Raw genomic sequence first — 17,641 nt, 5'->3', positions numbered from 1 at the left:
ACTGTCAACCAACCACCACGAGGGAGTGATGAGGCGCTTGCCCGCCGAACCCCGAAGACCCGTCCCACCTCCGACTGACGCCGCGACGACGAGCAGGCCGGAGGTGGGGACATGGTGACAGCGCTCGCCGCGATCGCATTCGGCATCGTCGTCGTCCTCGCGATCACGGCCCTCACCGGCTACTTCGTCGCGCAGGAATTCGCCTACATGGCGGTCGACCGCTCGCGCCTCAAGGCGCGCGCCCAGTCCGGCGACGCCGCCGCCGAGCGGGCGCTGGGGGTCACCAAACGCACGTCGTTCATGCTCTCGGGCGCCCAACTGGGCATCACCGTCACCGGCCTGCTCGTCGGTTACGTCGCCGAACCCCTCATCGGGCAAGGTGTGGGCACCCTGCTCGGTGGCGCCCATGTGCCCACCGGCATCGGGGTCGCCGTCGGTGCGGTGGTGGCGATCGTGTTCTCGACGGTGGTGCAGATGCTCTTCGGTGAGCTGTTCCCGAAGAACCTGGCCATCGCCCGCCCCGAGCCCGTCGCGCGTGCGCTGGCGCTGTCCACGACCTGGTACCTGCGGCTGTTCGGATGGTTGATCTGGCTCTTCGACCAGAGCAGCAACCTGCTGCTGCGGGCATTGCGGATCGAACCCGTGCACGACGTCGAACATTCGGCCACCCCGAAGGATCTCGAGCACATCGTGGCCGCGTCCCGGGACGCCGGTGAGTTGCCGCCCGATCTGTCCGCGTTGCTGGACCGCACCCTGGACTTCCCCACCCGTACCGCCGAACACGCCATGATCCCGCGCTCGCGGGTGGACGTGATCTCCGCGGACAAGCCGGCCGACGAGGTGTTGGCGCTGATGGCGCAGGGGCACACCCGCTACCCGGTGGTGGGGGAGGACGTCGACGATCTGCGCGGCGTCGTGCACATGCTGGACCTGTTGGACGCCGCCGCACCGGGCGGCACCGCGGGCACCCGGTGCCGCCCGGCTGTGATCGTGCCCACCGCCATGCCGCTGCCGTCGGTGCTGCAGGCGCTGCGCGCCGCGGATGACGAAATGGCGCTGGTGATCGACGAATACGGGGGATTTGCCGGCGTCGTGACCATCGAGGACATGGCCGAGGAACTGGTGGGCGAGATCGACGACGAGCACGACGTCGATGCCGACGATGACGCCGTGGCCGAAGGCGACGGCTGGCTGATACCCGGTGACACCCCGCTCGACGAAGTGCACCGGATGTTCGATCGTCTGCTGCCCGAGGGGGATTACGAGACCATCGCCGGCCTGGCCATCGCCGAGGCCGGGGGTCTGCCCGCAGTGGGCGACACCGTGTCGGTGGTGTTGGAACCCGAGGCCGAGGATCTGGTGGCCGACGAGCCGCAACCCCAGGATCTGCTCACCATCGAAATCCGGGCCGTCGACAAACACGTGCCCTCGCAGGTGTTCGTCGCCGTGCGTGCCGAGGAGGTCCAGCGATGAGCAGCCCGTGGGTGATCGGTCTGATCACCGTCATCTTGATCGCGTCGAGTGCGTTCTTCGTGGCCGTGGAATTCGCGCTGATCGCCGCGCGCCGGCACCGCATCGAGGACGCCGCTGCCGGCAGTCGCTCGGCCCGTGCCGCTTTGCGCAGCTCCGGTGAGCTGTCGGTGCTGCTGGCCGGCTCGCAGCTGGGCATCACTGTGTGCACGCTGGCGCTGGGTGCGATCACCAAACCCGCTGTGCACCATTGGCTCACACCGGTGTTCAGCTCGTGGGGCGCACCCGGCTGGGCCGCCGACGTGGCCGGCTTCGTGCTGGCGCTGGTGATCGTCACGTTCCTGCACCTGGTGGTAGGGGAGATGGCACCGAAGTCCTGGGCGATCGCGCATCCCGAGCGCTCGGCGATCATGCTGGCGCTGCCCATGCGGGCGTTCATGGCGGTGTTCCGACCGGTGCTGATCACGCTGAACCGCGCGGCGAACTGGATGCTGCGCAAGGTGGGCGTGACGCCCGTCGACGAGCTGGCCGCCGGTCAGGACCCCGACACTCTGCGGCATCTGGTGGAGCACTCGACCACCGTCGGGACACTCGACCAGCAGTACAGCATCAACCTGATGAGTGCGCTGGAACTGCAGGCGCTCACCGTCGGTGACCTGGTGACCGGGGAGAGGCCGCGGGGCGTTGCCTCCGGCGCCGATCCGGCAACCATTCAGGCCGAGTCGCGCGCCACCGGGCATCTGCGGCTGCTGGTGCTCGACGGCGATGAGGTCCGGGGCGTGGTGCACGTGCGCGACAGCTTGTCGGCTGAAACCGGTTGCACTGCAGCCGAGTTGATGCGACCCGCGCTGACGCTGCCGGCCGCAGTCCCGGTGTACGAGGCGCTGCGGACCATGCGGGAGACACGGGAGCATCTGGCGGTGGTGCTCGACGCCGACGACAACCCGGTGGGGCTGATCACGCTGACCGATGTGCTGGACCGGCTGATGCCGACCAGCGAGGCCGCCGCCTAGAGCGAATTGTGGAGTTTCACCGGCGCTGTACGCCGGTGAAACTCCACAAATCCCAAGGAAATCAGGCGTCGAGGTCCTGCTGCACCAGCGCGGCGATCTCGTTGACCGCCGCTTCGTCTTCGGAGGCGACGGTCACCTGAGCGCCGTTGCCGGCGCCCAGGGTCATGATCATCAGCGCGGAGCCCGCGTCCACCGGTTCGCCGCCGTCCACCGAGAGGGTGACGGGGACGCCGGCTTTGACGGCGGCCTCGGAGATGACGGCCGCGGGGCGGGCGTGCAGGCCGATGGACGAGCCGACGATGACGGTCTTGGTGTGCATGGTTCTCCTTCGGTGGGGCGTCGAGACCGACGAAATGGTGGAAGTTACGGGTCAGGCCGTGTCTTGAGCCCTGATCTCCTTCGACTGGCTCGTACCTCGCCAGCCTCGGAATCAGGCCGTGACGAGCTCGGGCGAGGCGGTCTTGGACTTGGCGCCCAGGAACTGCTTGGCGGCGATCACGCAGGCTGCGGCCACCAGCGTGCCTGCCACCAAGGAGATCACGAAGCCGAGCTTGTTGTCGATGGCGAACAGGACGAAGATGCCGCCGTGCGGGGCGCGGCACTGCACCTCCAGCGCCATGCTCAGCGCGCCGGTCACCGCGCCGCCGGCCATCATCGACGGGATCACCCGCAGCGGGTCGGCGGCGGCGAAGGGAATCGCGCCCTCCGAGATGAACGAGGCGCCCAGAAGCCAGGCGGCGCGGCCGTTCTCCCGCTCGGGCTCCGTGAACAGCCCGGGCCGCACGGCCGAGGCCAGGGCCATCGCCAGCGGCGGCACCATGCCCGCGGCCATCACGGCCGCCATGATGGTGAAGGACGCGGTGGTGGCCGCGGCCAGTCCGGCGGTGGCGAAGGCGTAGGCCGCCTTGTTCACCGGACCGCCGAGGTCGAAGCACATCATCAGGCCCAGGATCACTCCCAGCACCACCGCCGAGGTGCCGGACATGCTCGACAGCCAATCGGTCAGGCTGGTGTTCACCCACGCCAGGGGGCGGCCGACCAGGAAAAACATCAGCAGGCCCATGATCAGCGAGGCGAACAGCGGGATGATCACCACGGGCATCAGACCGCGGAACCACTTGGGCACAGCGATCCGGCTGATCCACAGCGCCGCAAAACCGGCCATCACACCCGCGACGATGCCGCCGATGAAGCCGCCGCCGACGAACACCGCCACCGCGCCGGCGGTGAAACCGGGTGCGATACCAGGCCGGTCGGCGATGGCGAAGGCGATGTAGCCGGCCAGCGCAGGCACCAGGAAGCCGAAGGCCAGACCGCCGAGGGTGAACAGCACGGCGCCGATGTACTGCGTCAGGCCGCCGGGCGGGAGGTTGGTCAGCGAGTTCTGCAGCGCGTACAGGTTGCCGTAGGACTGCGACCCGCCCTCGGGGGTGTTGGCGATCTCGTAGCCGGCGAACAGGAAGCCCAGCGCGATGAGCAGACCACCGGCCGCGACGAACGGGATCATGTAGCTCACACCGGTGAGCAGGATCTGCCGGGTGCGGGTGCCCCAGCCGACGTTGCCCGACGGGGCGGCGGAACTGGTTGCGGTGGCGGATCCTTCGACCCGGGCCGCTGCGGGATCGTCGGCGGCGGCCAGCGCGTCGGCGATCATGGCGTCGGGCTCGTTGATCGCACGCTTGACGCCGGAGGCGATCACCGGCTTGCCGGCGAAGCGCTGACGGTCCTTCACGCCGACATCGGTGGCGAAGATGACGGCATCGGCGGCGGCAATGGTGGCCGCCGACATCGGGGTGCTGCCCGAGGAGCCCTGCGTCTCGACGGTGAAGTTCACCCCGGCCCGCGCCGCGGCAGCGGCCAGGGAGTCGGCCGCCATGTAGGTGTGCGCAATTCCGGTGGGACAGGCGGTGATCGCGACGATGGACCTCGACGCGCTGACTTCGGGCTCGGGCGCCGGCGGAACCACCGGCGCCGGAGCCGGATTCACCACGCCCTCAACCAGTTCCACCACCTCGTCGGCCGAGGCCGCGGCCCGCAACGAGGCCACGAAATCAGGGCGCACCAGGGCCCGGGCCAGGCTGGAGAGCAGCTTCATGTGCTCGGAACCACCGGATTCCGGTGCGGCGATGAGGAACACCAGATCGGCGGGGCCATCCGGGGCGCCGAAATCCACCTTCGGCGACAGCCGTGCGAATGCGATGGTGGCGGTGTCGACGTGGGCGGATCGGCAGTGCGGGATGGCGATCCCGCCGGGCAGACCGGTCGCCGACTGGGCTTCGCGGGCCATGGCGGCGTCGCGGAGTCCGTCGGCATTGTGGGAACGACCGGCGGTGGCCACCTGTGCAGCCAGCCGGGCGATCACCGCTTCTTTGTCGTGGCCTGCATCGACATCGAGCAGCACCAGTGTGCTCTCCGTGATGGAGTGGAGGGAGTGGGTCATGTCGGGCACCTTCGTCGGGGTTGTGGGCGTCAGATCAGGTTCGGGGTCGTCGGGATCACCGAGACGACGTGGACCCCGGAGAGATCGAGGTCGGCGGGCGAGGGCAGCGCGGAGCCGGGCAGAGCAGCGGCGGCGCTGCCGTAGGCCACCGCCATCTGCAGGCGCCGGGGTGCTTCGGCCCCGGCGACATCGGCGCGCACATATCCGGCCAGAGCGGAGTCACCGGCGCCGACGGTGCTCCGGACAGTGATGGGCGGGGGCGTGGCCAGCCAGGCACCCTGGGCGTTCACCAACACGGCACCGGCCGATCCCAGCGTCGCCAGGACGGCACCCACGCCGCGGTTCACCAGGGATCGCGCCGCTTCGACCACCGCATCCGGGTCGTCCTCCAACTCCGCGGCGGACCGCCCGGCCAGGCTGGCCAGTTCGTCGCTGTTGGGCTTGACAAGATCGGGAGCGGCGTCGCCGAACCGGCCGGCCAGCGCCAGCAGCGGCGCGTCGGAGGTGTCCACAGCCACCCGGCACCCCACGGAACGCAAGGCGGACACGACGTCGGCGTACCAGTCGTCGGGGGCGCCGGGCGGGAGTGACCCCGACAGCACCACCCAGTCGGCGCCGGCGGCGCGGTGCACCACCGTGTCGGTGAGGGCAGTCAGGGCGGCGGCGTCCAGCGTGGCACCGGGCTCGTTGAGTTTTGTTGTGGTGCCGTCAGTTTCGGTGATGGCAAGGTTGGTGCGCACGGGAGCGGCCACCGGTACCGTCGCGAACGGCACACCTGCGGCGGCCAGGGCGGTCACGAACGGGTCGCTGGGCGGTGCGGGCAACACCGCGAGTGCGTCCAGGCCGGCCTGGGTGAGCGCACGCGCGACGTTGACACCCTTGCCGCCGGGCTCGGAGGACACTGTGGTGATGCGGTGCACTGCGCCGCGGGTCAGGGCAGTGGGCAGGCTGACGGTGCGGTCGACACTGGGATTGGGGGTGACGGTGACGATCATGCGATCACCACCTCGACGCCGAGTTCGGTGAACGCCGCTCGGGCGTCGTCGGTGATCTCGTTGTCGGTGACCAGGGCGTCGACCTCGCTGATGGCGGCGAAGCTGACGAACTCCTCGCGGCCCACCTTCGACGAATCACTGACCACCACCACGTAATTGGCGCAGCGCACCATGGCTCGTTTGACGGCTGCCTCCTCGCTGTCGGGGGTGGACAGTCCGTGGGCGGCGCTGATGCCGTTGGTGCCGATGAAGGCGATGTCCACGCGCAGGGTGTCGAGCACCCGCAGCACCTGTTCGCCGACCGCGGCCTGGGTGAGACCGCGTACGCGCCCGCCGAGCAGGTGCAGCGACACCGGGGCGGATCCGGCCACCCGAGCGGCGATGGGCACCGAGTTGGTCACGACGGTCAGCTCCTGGTCCGGGGGTAGCAGGGCAGCCACGCGGGCGGTGGTGGTCCCGGCGTCGAACAGCACGCTGGCACCACTGGTGGGGAAGAACTCCGTGGCGGCGTGGGCGATGGTGTCCTTGTGGTCGGTCCGGGTGCTGTCGCGCTCGGCGACGCCGGCTTCCACGACGTGCAACGCCCGCGCAGGGACCGCCCCACCGTGCACGCGGCGCACCAGGCCGGCCCGATCGAGGACCGCGAGGTCGCGGCGCACCGTTTCGGTGGTGACCGCGTAGACCTCGGCCAGTTCGGTCACGGAAGCGCGGCCGCGGGTCATCACCAGCGAGGCGATGGCTTGTTGACGCTCTTCGGGGTACACGACGCTCCCTCAATGTGGGAATTGCTTGGAATTACTGTTGGTATGTGTTGTTTTACGCTTGAACGTGTTGACTTGTCAAGGGAAAGTTGTAATCTGATTCACATGACCAGTTCATCTGCCGCCACGTCACTCACCCGGGAAGTGACCGTGCTGCAAGGCGTTCCCGTGGTTCCCGGCGTCCGGTACGCCCCCGTGATCCGCCCGGGGCGGATGCCGCAGGTCGACGAGCTGAGCGCCGGCCCGGAGGTGGCCGAGGCGCAGCGGCCCGCCGAGGCCGGCCGCTTCGCCGCTGCGGCGGCCGCGGTCGCCGGCCGGCTCAAGGACCGCGCCGCACATGCCACCGGCGCGGCCTCCGAGGTGCTGGCTGCGACGGCCATGCTGGCTCAGGACCGGGCGTGGTTGGGTGCGGCGGAGAAGCGGATCAACCAGGGCGAACCCGCGGTGCGCGCCACCGTGGAGGCGGCCGCGCAGTTCACCGACCTGTTCACCCAGATGGGCGGGTTGATGGCCGAGCGGGTCACCGACCTGCGCGACATCCGCGACCGGGTGGTGGCCGAGCTGAGCGGCCTGGCGGAACCCGGCGTTCCGGTGCCGGACGTTCCGTCCATCTTGTGCGCCGAGGACCTCGCTCCCGCCGACACCGCCGGCCTGGACCCGGAGCGGATCATCGCGCTGGCCACCACCTTGGGCGGGCCCACCAGCCACACCGCGATCATCGCCCGTCAGCTCGGGATCCCCTGCGTCGTCGCGGTCACCGGACTCGACGCCGTGGCCCCCGGCACCCCGGTGCTGGTCGACGGCACCCGCGGCACCGTCGAGGTGGACCCGGACCCCGACCACGCCCGCGCGCAGGTGGACAGCGCGGCGGCGGCTGCTGCAGCCACCGCGAACTGGGCCGGTCCAGGGGCCACCCGCGACGGTCATCCGGTGGCGGTACTGGCCAATGTGCAGGACGGTGCCTCGGCCCGCGCGGCCACGCAGGTGCCCGCCGAGGGCATCGGGCTGTTCCGCACGGAGCTGTGCTTCCTCAACCGCGACACCGAGCCGACGGTGGGGGAGCAGACCGAGATCTACACCGAGGTGCTCGACGCGTTCCCCGGGCGCAAGGTGGTGATCCGCACGCTCGATGCGGGCTCGGACAAACCGCTGCGGTTCGCGGGGCACGCCGAGGAGGCCAATCCGGCACTGGGGGTGCGCGGAATCCGGATCGCCGCAGGCAACCCCGACCTCCTCGACAACCAGCTCGAGGCGATTGCCGCGGCGGCGGCGCGCTCGGCCGCCTCGCCGTGGGTGATGGCGCCCATGATCGCCACCCCGGAGGAAGCCAGGAACTTCGCCGAGCGGGTCCGGGCGCATGGCCTGACGCCCGGCGTGATGATCGAGATCCCCGCGGCCGCACTGCTGGCCGACCGCATCCTGGCGCACGTCGACTTCCTGTCGATCGGCACCAACGACCTGGCGCAATACACCATGGCCGCCGACCGGATGTCTGCCGAGCTGGCCACGCTCACCGACCCGTGGCAACCGGGCGTCCTGGCGTTGGTGGCGATGGCAGCCAACGCCGGCGCGGCGGTGGGCAAGCCTGTCGGGGTGTGTGGCGAGGCCGCGGCCGACCCGCTGCTGGCCTGCGTGTTGGCGGGACTGGGGGTCAGCTCGCTGTCGGCGGCATCGGCGGCGGTCAGGGCGGTGGGGGCCACCCTCTCCGCGGTGACGCTCGCACAGTGCCGGGAGGCTGCAGACGCCGTGCTGCGGACCGCCAGTGCGGCTCAGGCCCGCGCCGCCGCGCTCGCGGTGCTCGGCTGAGCGCGAGGGAATAATCGGACCGCAGTCCGGTTGTAGTTGGCATCGTAGTCGAACTCAAGTGAGGTGCTCCAGATGCCAGCTATCACCGTCGACACCCAGACCATGTTGACCCTGCCCCGGATCGCGGCAGCGGCAGCGGGGGACACTGAACGCCCGGTGCGTTCGGTGACCACCGGCCCGCGCGGTTACGAAGGCGAGGGCTTTCCCGTCGTACGCGCCTTCGCCGGAGCGCGTGCCGTCGACCTCGACCCCTTCGTCCACATGGACCAGATGGGGGAGGTCGAGTACCAGCCCGGCGAGCCGCGGGGTACCGACTGGCACCCGCACCGCGGGTTCGAGACCGTCACCTACATGATCGACGGCCGATTCGCCCATCAGGATTCACACGGCGGCGGTGGCCTGATCGCCGACGGTGCCACCCAGTGGATGACCGCAGGGTCGGGCATCCTGCACATCGAGACCCCGCCGGCCGAGCTGGTCGAGAGTGGCGGCATGTTCCACGGCGTCCAGCTGTGGGTGAACCTGCCCAAGAAGGACAAGTTCGCGGCCCCGAAGTACCAGTCCATCGAGGGCGAGCAGGCGACTCTGCTCACGTCCACCGACGGTGGCGCGCTGGTGCGCATCATCGCCGGCGAGATCGACGGCCACGCCGGCCCGGGGTCTACGCACACCCCGATCACGTTGGCGCACGCCACCATCGAGCCGGGTGCGGAACTCAACCTGCCGTGGAACCGCGATTTCAACGCGTTGGTGTACATCCTGAGCGGCCGTGGCGCGGTCGGACCCGTGCGCCATCCCATCCAGCAGGGTCAGCTGGCCGTGCTGGGCCCCGGTGACCGGATCAGCGTCGCCGCGGACGCGGGCCAGGATGCTCACCGCCCGGCGCTGGAAGTGCTGTTGCTCGGGGGCAAGCCCATCCGGGAGCCGGTCTTCCAGTACGGACCGTTCGTGATGAATTCCAAGGCCGAGCTGGTGGCCGCGCTCGAGGACTACAACGCCGGCCGGTTCGGTGTCATCCCGCCGAACGCTCTGATGCCGCATCGGGTTTGACGCCCATCATCTCCTCGCGGGAGACCGGGTAGAGCAATTCCAGCTCGCCGAGATTCGCGGCGACCGTCACCAGCGGCAGTGCGTCGGCCACCGGTCGTTGCTGTGCCGGCGCCTCGGTCCGCAGCGCCAGCACGAAATCGGCGGTCAACGGCTCCGAGGCGATCGGACGGTCGGTGCGCCCCGACATCCGGTCGCACACCAGCGCGGTGTGGCGGTCCAGGACGGCCCGGGTGCGGGGATATGCGCCCGGCTCCGGCACCGTGGGGATGTCGGCGATGAGGTCGGCGGCGATCCGCAGCCGGATCGCGCGGTTGGCCCGGCGCACCACCGGGCCGCGGGTGTCGGTGGGGCCGCCGCTCTCCGAGAGATACTGGCGCACACCGTCGTCGACGGTGCGGGCGGCCGTCAGCGCCTGATAGGACAGCTCGGTCACGGCCGTGCTGGACGTTCCGTGGGTGATCCGGGAGACCGCCGCCTGCAGGTACCGGGTGCCGATCAGGAACGCCGCGTCGCACGCCGCGGTGACCGCCGTCCCGGATCCGCGCGGCCACAACAGGATCGACACCACAAAACCGACGGCGCCGCCCACCACGATGTCCTCGATGCGCACCAGCCCGACCGCCCAGCCGCTGGGGGCGATCAGGTTGAACACGATCAGCACCAGCATGGTGAAGGCCGCCTGCCCGGCGGCGAACGACGCCACCTCTGGCACATAGGCTGCGACGAACGCCACCAGCGGCAGCACCGGCCACAGCACCCATGGGTCGACGCCGAGCAATTCGATGAGCAACGCGCCGAGCACGAACCCCAGCACTGTGCCACCGACTGCACGGAAGACCCGGGTGCCGGTGGTCAAGGCGCTGCTGCGCAGCACCGACATGGCCGCCAGCACCACCCAGAAACCGTGTTCGACGGGGAACACATGTGTGGTGGCGACGGCCAGCGCCAGACCGAGGCCGGTGCGCAGGCTGTTGCGGACCACCACGGCCCGGGTGGCCAGGTAACCCGACGGGATGCTGGCCACCGCCTCGGCTTCGGAGAGCACGCGGGCGGAGGCGCCCATGTCGGGCAGCTGTCGGCCCAGCACCCGCATCAACACCGGCCGCGCGTCCGCGGCTGCGGCCGCCGCAATGACCCGACCGGTGGCGCCCACGGTGGCGCCGAACGTGCGACGGGTCAGCAGCCGGCGCCCGATCGCCACGGCTTCGGGATCGGTGGAGCCCTCCAGCAGCTCGGCGATGTCCTCGCGATAGCGGCCCTGGGCGACCTCGCGCAGATCAGCCAGGGCTTCATCGAGTTCCGCCCGGGCCGGCGCCCGGTCGGCCACCCGCGCGATGCGCAACAGGCGCGCCGAGGCCCTCAGTACCCGCACCGCGGGTTCGGTCATCACACCCAGGTCGGCGGCGGTCTCGTCGTGCACCCGGTCGCAGAGCCACTCGAGGTCGTCGATCACCCGCACCAGGGCTCGGCTGCCCGCCGTCAGCCCCACGGGCCGGAAGTCGCTGCCGACATAGTTGGCCCACAGCGCGTTCATGGCGCGGTTGACGCCGCGGCGGTCCTCGTGTCCTTCGAGATGGTGGGCCAGTGCACCGCACACCCGGGCGGCGTGGCGGCGCAGTTCGTCGTGGTGGCGCGGCGGCAGCAGGAACAACGCGGCGGGCACGCAGACAGCCAGCGCGATGCACCAGCCCAAGAGCCGTTCGCCGACCGGCCCCGGCGGAGTGCACGCCGGCAGGACGAAGGTGAGCAGGGTGGCGCGCTGTCCCGCGGCGATGGACGTGCTGAGCACGCCGGCGAACGTCACGGCGACCCCGAGGCAGAACATGGTCGCCACGGCGAGCCAGGGGTGGGGCGCCACCAGCGTGCCGAGGGTGATCAGTACCGTTCCCAGCCCGGCCAACCCGGCGTAGGAGACTGCGCGGCCCGCCCGGTTGCCGGGGAAGTCGACCACGATCAACAACGCGATGGAACCGAAGATGGCGAACAGTGGTGTCTGGCCGTCCCCGACGGCAAAACCGAGCCCCGCGGACACCGGGATCACCAGCGCGGCCCGCGCGGCCCGCCGGAAGGCGTCCAGTTCGGGGTCCCGGTTCTCGATCCGGTCGAGTCCCCGGCGCAGGAGCATGCCGGGAGTCACCATGGCTCAACCGTAAATGTTGGTCGGTAGGGTGCCTGCATCCGACGGTAGAAGGGGAAATCCGGTAACGGCCGTGACCAAATGAGAACGGGTCGGAATTCAGTTCTCGAACCCGGCTTTGCTACGACAGTTTACGAGCGTCGAGTTTCCTGGCAAATTCAATAGCTGATCTTGGCAGCTCGTGCCATTTTTTGACGCGAACGCACGATTCCGCGGACGTTTGCGGACCCGCATTATTGACGACCCGGTAGACTCTGTCTCAGCAAAAATCTGACGTTTTCGTAACGCAGCTAAGGGGACCGCAGTCCTGATGACAACGGTCAGAGGCTGGTGAGACAATCTCCTGGTCGGGGCGGAGCTGAAAACGCGAGGGGTAGAAATTGATGTTCAGGATCGGCGTTCCGCCGCGCTTCCGCAATTTCCGAAATCGTCGGGCCGTGACGTGTGGCACAATTTGACCGTGCCGCATACAGCAAGTAGAGGACCCGGTCGTCCCCCGGCAGCGAAGGCTGCCGAAACTCGGGAGCGAATTCTGCAAGCGGCGCGTCAGGTGTTCAGCGAACTCGGTTACGACGCTGCCACCTTCCAGGCCATCGCCATCCGTGCCGACCTCACCCGGCCCGCGATCAATCATTACTTCGCCAGTAAGCGGATCCTGTACCAGGAGCTGGTGGAGCAGACCAACAACGTGGTCGCGACCGCCGGCGCCGAGCGTGCTCAGGAGGCCGGTTCGCTGGTCGAGCGGCTGGTCGCCTTCGTCGAGGCGGCCATCAAGGTCGACGAGAAAGACCGCTCGGCGGCGGCGTTCCTGGTGACCGCAGTGCTGGAGTCGCAGCGCCATCCCGAGCTGAACCAGGCCAAGAACGACTCCCTCGAGACGTCGCGGCAGTTCGTCCGGTGGGCGGTCAACGAATCCATCGGCTCCGGTGAACTGCGGACCGACACCGACGTGCAGTCGCTGGTCGAGATGCTGGTCGCGGTGCTGTGGGGCATGGGCTTCTATGCCGGTTTCGTGGCTGACCAGGACGGGCTGGAGCGCATCACCGACCAGCTGAAACTGCTTCTGCGCCAGAAACTCTGGGAGTTCCAGACCTGACCGGAGCGGCGCGGTCGGCCGACAGCTAGGTTGCCTAACTTCCCAGGTAGCATGGCGCCCGAACGCCGGCGCCCAGCCGGCCGGTGATCGGGGACCTCGCCGATGAGCGGACTGCGCAGTGACGATGACACCTGGGACATCGCGACGAGTGTCGGCAGCACTGCCGTCATGGTGGCGGCGGCCCGGGCCTACGAGACCGATCAGCCCGATCCGCTCATCCGGGACCCGTATGCCCGCATCCTCGTGCAGAACGCCGGCACCGGAATCTGGGAAGGTCTGCTGGACGGCGCAGTGACCGACAAACTGGCCGAGGTCGACGCCGACATGGCAGCGCTGTTCACCAGCATGCGCAACTATCAGGCGGTACGCACCCACTTCTTCGATGCGTTCTTTGCCGACGCCACCGCCGCCGGAATCCGGCAGATCGTCATCCTGGCCTCAGGTCTGGACTCCCGTGCCTACCGTCTCGACTGGCCCGCCGGGACGCGACTGTTCGAGATCGATCAGCCGCTGGTGCTGCAGTACAAAGCGGACATCCTGGCACAGCACGGGGTTACGGCGAGCGCCGAACGGCACGAGGTGCCCGTGGATCTGCGCGCCGATTGGCCCGCGGCGCTGCAGACGGCGGGCTTCGAACGAGACGCCCCCACCGCCTGGCTGGCCGAGGGCCTGCTGATGTACCTGCCCGCCGACGCCCAGGACCGGCTGTTCACCCAGATCGGTGAACTCAGCGCGCCCGGGAGCCGGATCGCCGCCGAGACCATGCGCACCCAGGCCGACCACCGTCGCGAGCAGATCCGCGAACGCTTTGCGGCCGTGGCCGCCAAGCTGGGTATGCCCGAGATGCCCGACGTCGCCGAGCTGACCTATGACGACCCCGACCGGGCCGATCTGGCGCTGTGGCTCGATGCGCACGGCTGGCGGGCCCGGGCCGTCGACTCCCAGGACGAGATGCGGCGACTGGACCGCTGGATCGATGTGGCGCTGCGCAGCGACACCGACTCGTTCTCGAGTTTCGTCACCGCAGAGCGCATCTGACCGTCCTGCGCAGACCCCTGTCGCCCAACCAGGTGGTTGGTTAACATGAGCCAAACGCCCGCGCCAGGGAGGTACTGCCATGACCACAGAATCCGTCGCGCCACCCACCGCGGCCACAGACATCCCATCCATCGTGGCCGGTCTCCGGTCGGTGTTCGCCTCCGGTCGCACCCGCTCGGTGCACTGGCGGCGTACGCAGCTCGAGGCGCTGGAGAGGCTGCTGACCGAGAACGAGGGCCGCATCGCCGAGGCCCTGGCCGCAGATCTGGACCGCTCTCCGTTCGAGGCGTGGCTGGCGGACGTGGCGGGCACCGCCGGTGAGGCCCGTGTCGCTGCCCGCAGCGTCGGCAAGTGGGTCAAGCGCAAGCACCGCCTGTTGGAGTTCTCCCAGCTGCCCGGCCGCGGATGGGTCGAATACGAGCCCTACGGAACCGTTCTGATCATCGGTGCGTGGAACTTTCCCTTCGCCCTGACTCTCGGGCCCGCCGTCGGGGCGATTGCTGCCGGCAACACCGTCGTGCTCAAGCCCTCCGAGGTGGCCCCGGCGTCGTCGGCCCTGATGGCCGAACTGGTGCCCAGGTACCTGGACAGCGAGGCCGTCGTCGTCATCGAAGGGGACGGTGCAGTCAGCCAGGAACTGATCGCGCAGGGCTTCGACAAGCTCTGCTTCACCGGCGGCACCGACATCGGCCGCCGGGTCTACGAGGGCGCCGCGCCGCACCTGACCCCGGTGACCCTCGAACTCGGTGGCAAGAGCCCGGTGATCGTGGCGGCCGACGCCGACATCGACGTCGCCGCCAAGCGGATCGCCTGGACCAAGCTGATCAACTCCGGGCAGATCTGCATCGCCCCGGACTACATCCTGGCCGAGGCCACCATCCGTGACCGCCTGGTGGCCAAGCTGGGCGAGGCGGTCAGCGAGTTCGAAGCCCAGAACGCCGGCGGCAAGAAGATCGTCAACCAACGGCACTTCGACCGGCTGTCCACCGCATTGGCCGCCACCAAGGGAACGGTGGCCGTCGGCGGCGGAACCGATGCCGCGGCGCTGCGGATCCAGCCCACCGTAGTGGTGGACCCGGACCTGGACGAGCCGCTGATGCGCGACGAGATCTTCGGCCCCATCCTGCCGGTGGTCACCGTCGAATCCGTGGAGCAGGCAATCACTTTCGTGAACTCGCGACCCAAGCCGCTGGCGGCCTACCTGTTCACGAAGTCCAAGTCGGTCCGCGAGAGCGTGATCACCCGGGTGTCGTCCGGCGGCATGCTGGTCAACCACCTGATCTTCCAGTTCGCCACCCACAAGCTGCCGTTCGGCGGGGTCGGCCCCTCGGGTACCGGCGCCTACCACGGCAGGTTCGGCTTCGAGGAGTTCAGCCACCGCAAGTCCGTGCTGACCAAACCGACCCGACCCGACTTATCGTCGCTGATCTATCCCCCGTATACAGAGAAGGCGTGGAAGTTGGCGCGCAAGATCTTCTGAGTCGGTCCTAGGAAGGAAGCACATGCCTGGAGTTGCAGATCGTGTTGTCGTGGTCACCGGTGCCGGTGGCGGTCTCGGCCGTGAGTACGCGCTGACGCTGGCCCGCGAAGGGGCCGCAGTGGTGGTCAACGACCTCGGTGGCTCGCGCGACGGCACTGGCTCCGGGTCGGCGATGGCCGACCAGGTGGTCTCCGAGATCCGCGAGGCCGGGGGGCGCGCGGTGGCGAACTACGATTCCGTGGCCGACCCCGACGGCGCCGAGAACATCATCAAGACCGCGATCGACGAGTTCGGCAAGGTCGACGGCGTGGTGAGCAACGCGGGCATCCTGCGCGACGGCACGTTCCACAAGATGACCTACGAGAACTGGGATTCCGTGCTCAAGGTGCATCTCTACGGCGGCTACAACGTCATCCGGGCGGCCTGGCCGCACTTCCGTGAGCAGAGCTTCGGCCGTGTGGTGGTGGCCACCTCCACCAGCGGACTGTTCGGCAACTTCGGGCAGGCCAACTACGGCGCCGCCAAGCTGGGTCTGGTCGGCCTGATCAACACGCTGGCCCAGGAGGGCGCGAAGTACAACATCAAGACCAACGCCATCGCGCCCATCGCGGCCACCCGGATGACCGAGGACATCCTCCCGCCCGAGGTGCTCAAGAACCTGACGCCGGAGTTCGTCGCACCCGTGGTGGCCTACCTGTGCACCGAGGAACTGGCCGACACCGATTCGGTTTTCATCGTCGGTGGGGGCAAGGTGCAGCGCACCGCGCTGTTCCAGAACGAGGGCGTCACCTTCACCTCGCCGCCGTCGGTCGACGACATCGCCGGCAAGTGGTCGGAGATCACCGATCTGTCGGCCGCCAAGGCCGCTGCGTTCAACCTCCGGTGAAGGCCTGTGTAGTCAACGAGCTCACCGGCCCGTCGGGCATGTCCTATGCGGACGTGCCCGACGTGGCGGGTGGTCCCGGCGACGTGGTGATCGACGTCCGTGCCGCCGGGGTGTGCTTTCCCGACCTGCTGCTGGCCCGCGGCGAATACCAGCTGAAGCTGCCGCCGCCGTTCGTGCCGGGTATGGAGGTCGCCGGTGTGGTGCGCTCGGCACCGGAAGGTTCTGAACTCGTTGTCGGGCAGCGGGTCTCGGCCTTCACCATGCTGGGCGGTTATGCGGAGGAGGTTGCGGTGGCAGCGGAGAAGGTGGTGCCCACGGCCCCGGGCGTCGACGACGCCGAGGCCGCCGCGCTGCTGGGCAACTACTACACCATGTACTTCGCCCTGACCCGCCGCGGTGGACTGAGCGCCGGGGAGACGGTGCTGGTGCTGGGTTCGGCCGGCGGGGTCGGCACCGCCGCGGTGCAGATGGCAAAGGCCCTGGGCGCCAAGGTGATCGCCATGGTGCACCGGCCCTATGCGGCGCAGTTCGTCGCCGGGCTGGGCGCGGATCTGGTGCTGCCGCTGGGCGAGGGCTGGAAGGACGCCGTGTTGGAGGCCACCGACGGCCGCGGCGTGGATCTGGTGGTGGACCCCGTGGGCGGTGACGCCTTCGACGACGCCATCCGGGTGATCGCCACCGAGGGCCGGTTGCTGGTGATCGGCTTCGCCGCCGGCGGCATCCCGACGATCAAGGTGAACCGGCTGCTGCTGCGCAACGTCGGGGTGCTCGGGGTCGGGTGGGGTGAGTTCGTCAACCGTCATCCCGGCGCGCAGGCCGACGTGGGGGCCGGCATCGCCAATCTGGTGGCCGCGGGGTTGCGTCCGCCTGCCCCGCAACGGTTTCCGCTCTCGGACGCGCCCGCGGCGCTGCAGATGCTGGCTGACGGGGGAGTGCTGGGCAAACTGGTGCTCGAGCCCTGACGGGTACGTTGTCGGTGTGGGTACGTTGGGGATCGTCCTTGTTGCACTGACGATCGCCGTCGGGCTGGTCGGCATCGTGGTGCCGATCCTGCCCGGCGGGCTGCTGGTCTTCGGAGCCATCGCGGTGTGGGCCTGGGTCGAAGGCACCACCGCGTCCTGGGGCACGCTGGGCGTCGTGGCGGCGCTGTTCATCGCAGCCGAGGTGATCAAGTACGTCTGGCCCGTCAAACGGATGCGCCAAGCCGACGTCCGCACCCGCAGCCTGGTGCTGGGAGCGGTGCTGGGAGTCATCGGGTTCTTCGTGATCCCGGTGCTGGGCCTGTTCCTCGGGTTCATCCTGGGGGTGTACCTGGCCGAACTCGGGGTGCGCCGTGATGCCACCCGGGCCTGGGTCTCGACCGTGCACGCCCTCAAAGGCGTGGCGCTGTCAGTGGGCGTCGAGCTGCTCGGTGCTCTGGCGTCGACCGTCGTCTGGGTCTGCGCCGTGGTTCTTTTGTGATTTCGGCG

Annotated in this window: 15 protein-coding genes; 10 read left to right on the top strand and 5 right to left on the bottom strand. The window is 69.3% G+C overall.

What is annotated here, in order from left to right; translation table 11 throughout:
* Positions 1 to 111: 111 nt before the first annotated feature.
* Both G6N58_RS05795 and G6N58_RS05790 read left to right on the top strand, forming a co-directional pair.
* Entirely contained in the window at positions 112 to 1,473 is a 1,362-nt protein-coding gene (locus tag G6N58_RS05795) for a hemolysin family protein (RefSeq protein ID WP_115279394.1), read from the top strand.
* The gene (locus G6N58_RS05790; protein ID WP_115279395.1) at positions 1,470 to 2,483 is read left to right on the top strand and encodes a hemolysin family protein; all 1,014 of its coding nucleotides are present in this window, start codon (positions 1,470 to 1,472) and stop codon (positions 2,481 to 2,483) included. Before G6N58_RS05795 ends, G6N58_RS05790 begins: the two co-directional genes overlap by 4 nt.
* Positions 2,484 to 2,544: 61 nt before the next feature.
* Here G6N58_RS05790 and G6N58_RS05785 read toward each other — a convergent pair whose 3' ends face one another.
* From G6N58_RS05785 to G6N58_RS05770, 4 genes are all read right to left on the bottom strand, one after another.
* Positions 2,545 to 2,802 carry an HPr family phosphocarrier protein gene (locus tag G6N58_RS05785; protein ID WP_068918983.1) on the bottom strand — a complete coding sequence of 86 codons (258 nt, stop codon included), beginning with the start codon at positions 2,800 to 2,802 and terminating at the stop codon, positions 2,545 to 2,547.
* Between the two features lie 111 nt (positions 2,803 to 2,913).
* Positions 2,914 to 4,923 (bottom strand): PTS fructose transporter subunit IIABC, encoded by a 2,010-nt coding sequence (locus tag G6N58_RS05780; RefSeq protein ID WP_115279396.1) that lies wholly within the window; start codon positions 4,921 to 4,923, stop codon positions 2,914 to 2,916.
* Between the two features lie 29 nt (positions 4,924 to 4,952).
* Complete coding sequence (pfkB, locus tag G6N58_RS05775; protein ID WP_115279397.1) at positions 4,953 to 5,918, bottom strand: 1-phosphofructokinase; 966 nt, start codon at positions 5,916 to 5,918, stop codon at positions 4,953 to 4,955.
* Positions 5,915 to 6,682: a DeoR/GlpR family DNA-binding transcription regulator gene (locus G6N58_RS05770; protein WP_068918980.1), complete on the bottom strand. Its 768-nt coding sequence runs from the start codon at positions 6,680 to 6,682 to the stop codon at positions 5,915 to 5,917. The genes pfkB and G6N58_RS05770 overlap by 4 nt, the downstream gene beginning before the upstream one ends.
* Before the next feature lie 102 nt (positions 6,683 to 6,784).
* On the opposite strand from G6N58_RS05770, the gene G6N58_RS05765 reads away from it, so the two are divergent.
* Positions 6,785 to 8,485, top strand: a complete 1,701-nt coding sequence (locus tag G6N58_RS05765; RefSeq protein WP_435406162.1) for a putative PEP-binding protein — start codon at positions 6,785 to 6,787, stop codon at positions 8,483 to 8,485.
* A gap of 72 nt (positions 8,486 to 8,557) precedes the next feature.
* A complete protein-coding gene (locus tag G6N58_RS05760; RefSeq protein WP_068920197.1) occupies positions 8,558 to 9,535 on the top strand; it encodes a pirin family protein in 978 nt (325 codons plus the stop codon).
* On the opposite strand, the gene G6N58_RS05755 is transcribed toward G6N58_RS05760, so the two are convergent.
* A complete protein-coding gene (locus tag G6N58_RS05755) occupies positions 9,498 to 11,675 on the bottom strand; it encodes an FUSC family protein (protein ID WP_068918978.1) in 2,178 nt (725 codons plus the stop codon). The genes G6N58_RS05760 and G6N58_RS05755 overlap by 38 nt on opposite strands.
* A 457-nt stretch (positions 11,676 to 12,132) precedes the next feature.
* Here G6N58_RS05755 and G6N58_RS05750 point away from each other — a divergent pair, with 457 nt between their 5' ends.
* From G6N58_RS05750 to G6N58_RS05725, 6 genes are all read left to right on the top strand, one after another.
* Complete coding sequence (locus G6N58_RS05750) at positions 12,133 to 12,768, top strand: TetR/AcrR family transcriptional regulator (RefSeq protein ID WP_115281774.1); 636 nt, start codon at positions 12,133 to 12,135, stop codon at positions 12,766 to 12,768.
* 102 nt (positions 12,769 to 12,870) lie between these two features.
* On the top strand, positions 12,871 to 13,806 hold the full coding sequence (locus tag G6N58_RS05745; RefSeq protein WP_115279399.1) for an SAM-dependent methyltransferase: 936 nt from the start codon (positions 12,871 to 12,873) through the stop codon (positions 13,804 to 13,806).
* Between the two features lie 79 nt (positions 13,807 to 13,885).
* Positions 13,886 to 15,286, top strand: a complete 1,401-nt coding sequence (locus G6N58_RS05740) for an aldehyde dehydrogenase family protein (RefSeq protein ID WP_115279400.1) — start codon at positions 13,886 to 13,888, stop codon at positions 15,284 to 15,286.
* Positions 15,287 to 15,308: 22 nt separating this feature from the next.
* Positions 15,309 to 16,172 (top strand): SDR family oxidoreductase, encoded by an 864-nt coding sequence (locus G6N58_RS05735; RefSeq protein WP_068918975.1) that lies wholly within the window; start codon positions 15,309 to 15,311, stop codon positions 16,170 to 16,172.
* The gene (locus G6N58_RS05730; RefSeq protein WP_115279401.1) at positions 16,169 to 17,134 is read left to right on the top strand and encodes an NADPH:quinone oxidoreductase family protein; all 966 of its coding nucleotides are present in this window, start codon (positions 16,169 to 16,171) and stop codon (positions 17,132 to 17,134) included. Before G6N58_RS05735 ends, G6N58_RS05730 begins: the two co-directional genes overlap by 4 nt.
* 16 nt (positions 17,135 to 17,150) lie before the next feature.
* Positions 17,151 to 17,633 carry a DUF456 domain-containing protein gene (locus tag G6N58_RS05725; protein WP_115279402.1) on the top strand — a complete coding sequence of 161 codons (483 nt, stop codon included), beginning with the start codon at positions 17,151 to 17,153 and terminating at the stop codon, positions 17,631 to 17,633.
* The last annotated feature ends 8 nt before the right edge of the window (positions 17,634 to 17,641 follow it).

It is taken from the genome of Mycolicibacterium tokaiense (genome assembly GCF_010725885.1).
Taxonomy (GTDB): domain Bacteria; phylum Actinomycetota; class Actinomycetes; order Mycobacteriales; family Mycobacteriaceae; genus Mycobacterium; species Mycobacterium tokaiense.
This window is presented reverse-complemented; position numbering and strand designations above follow the sequence as displayed.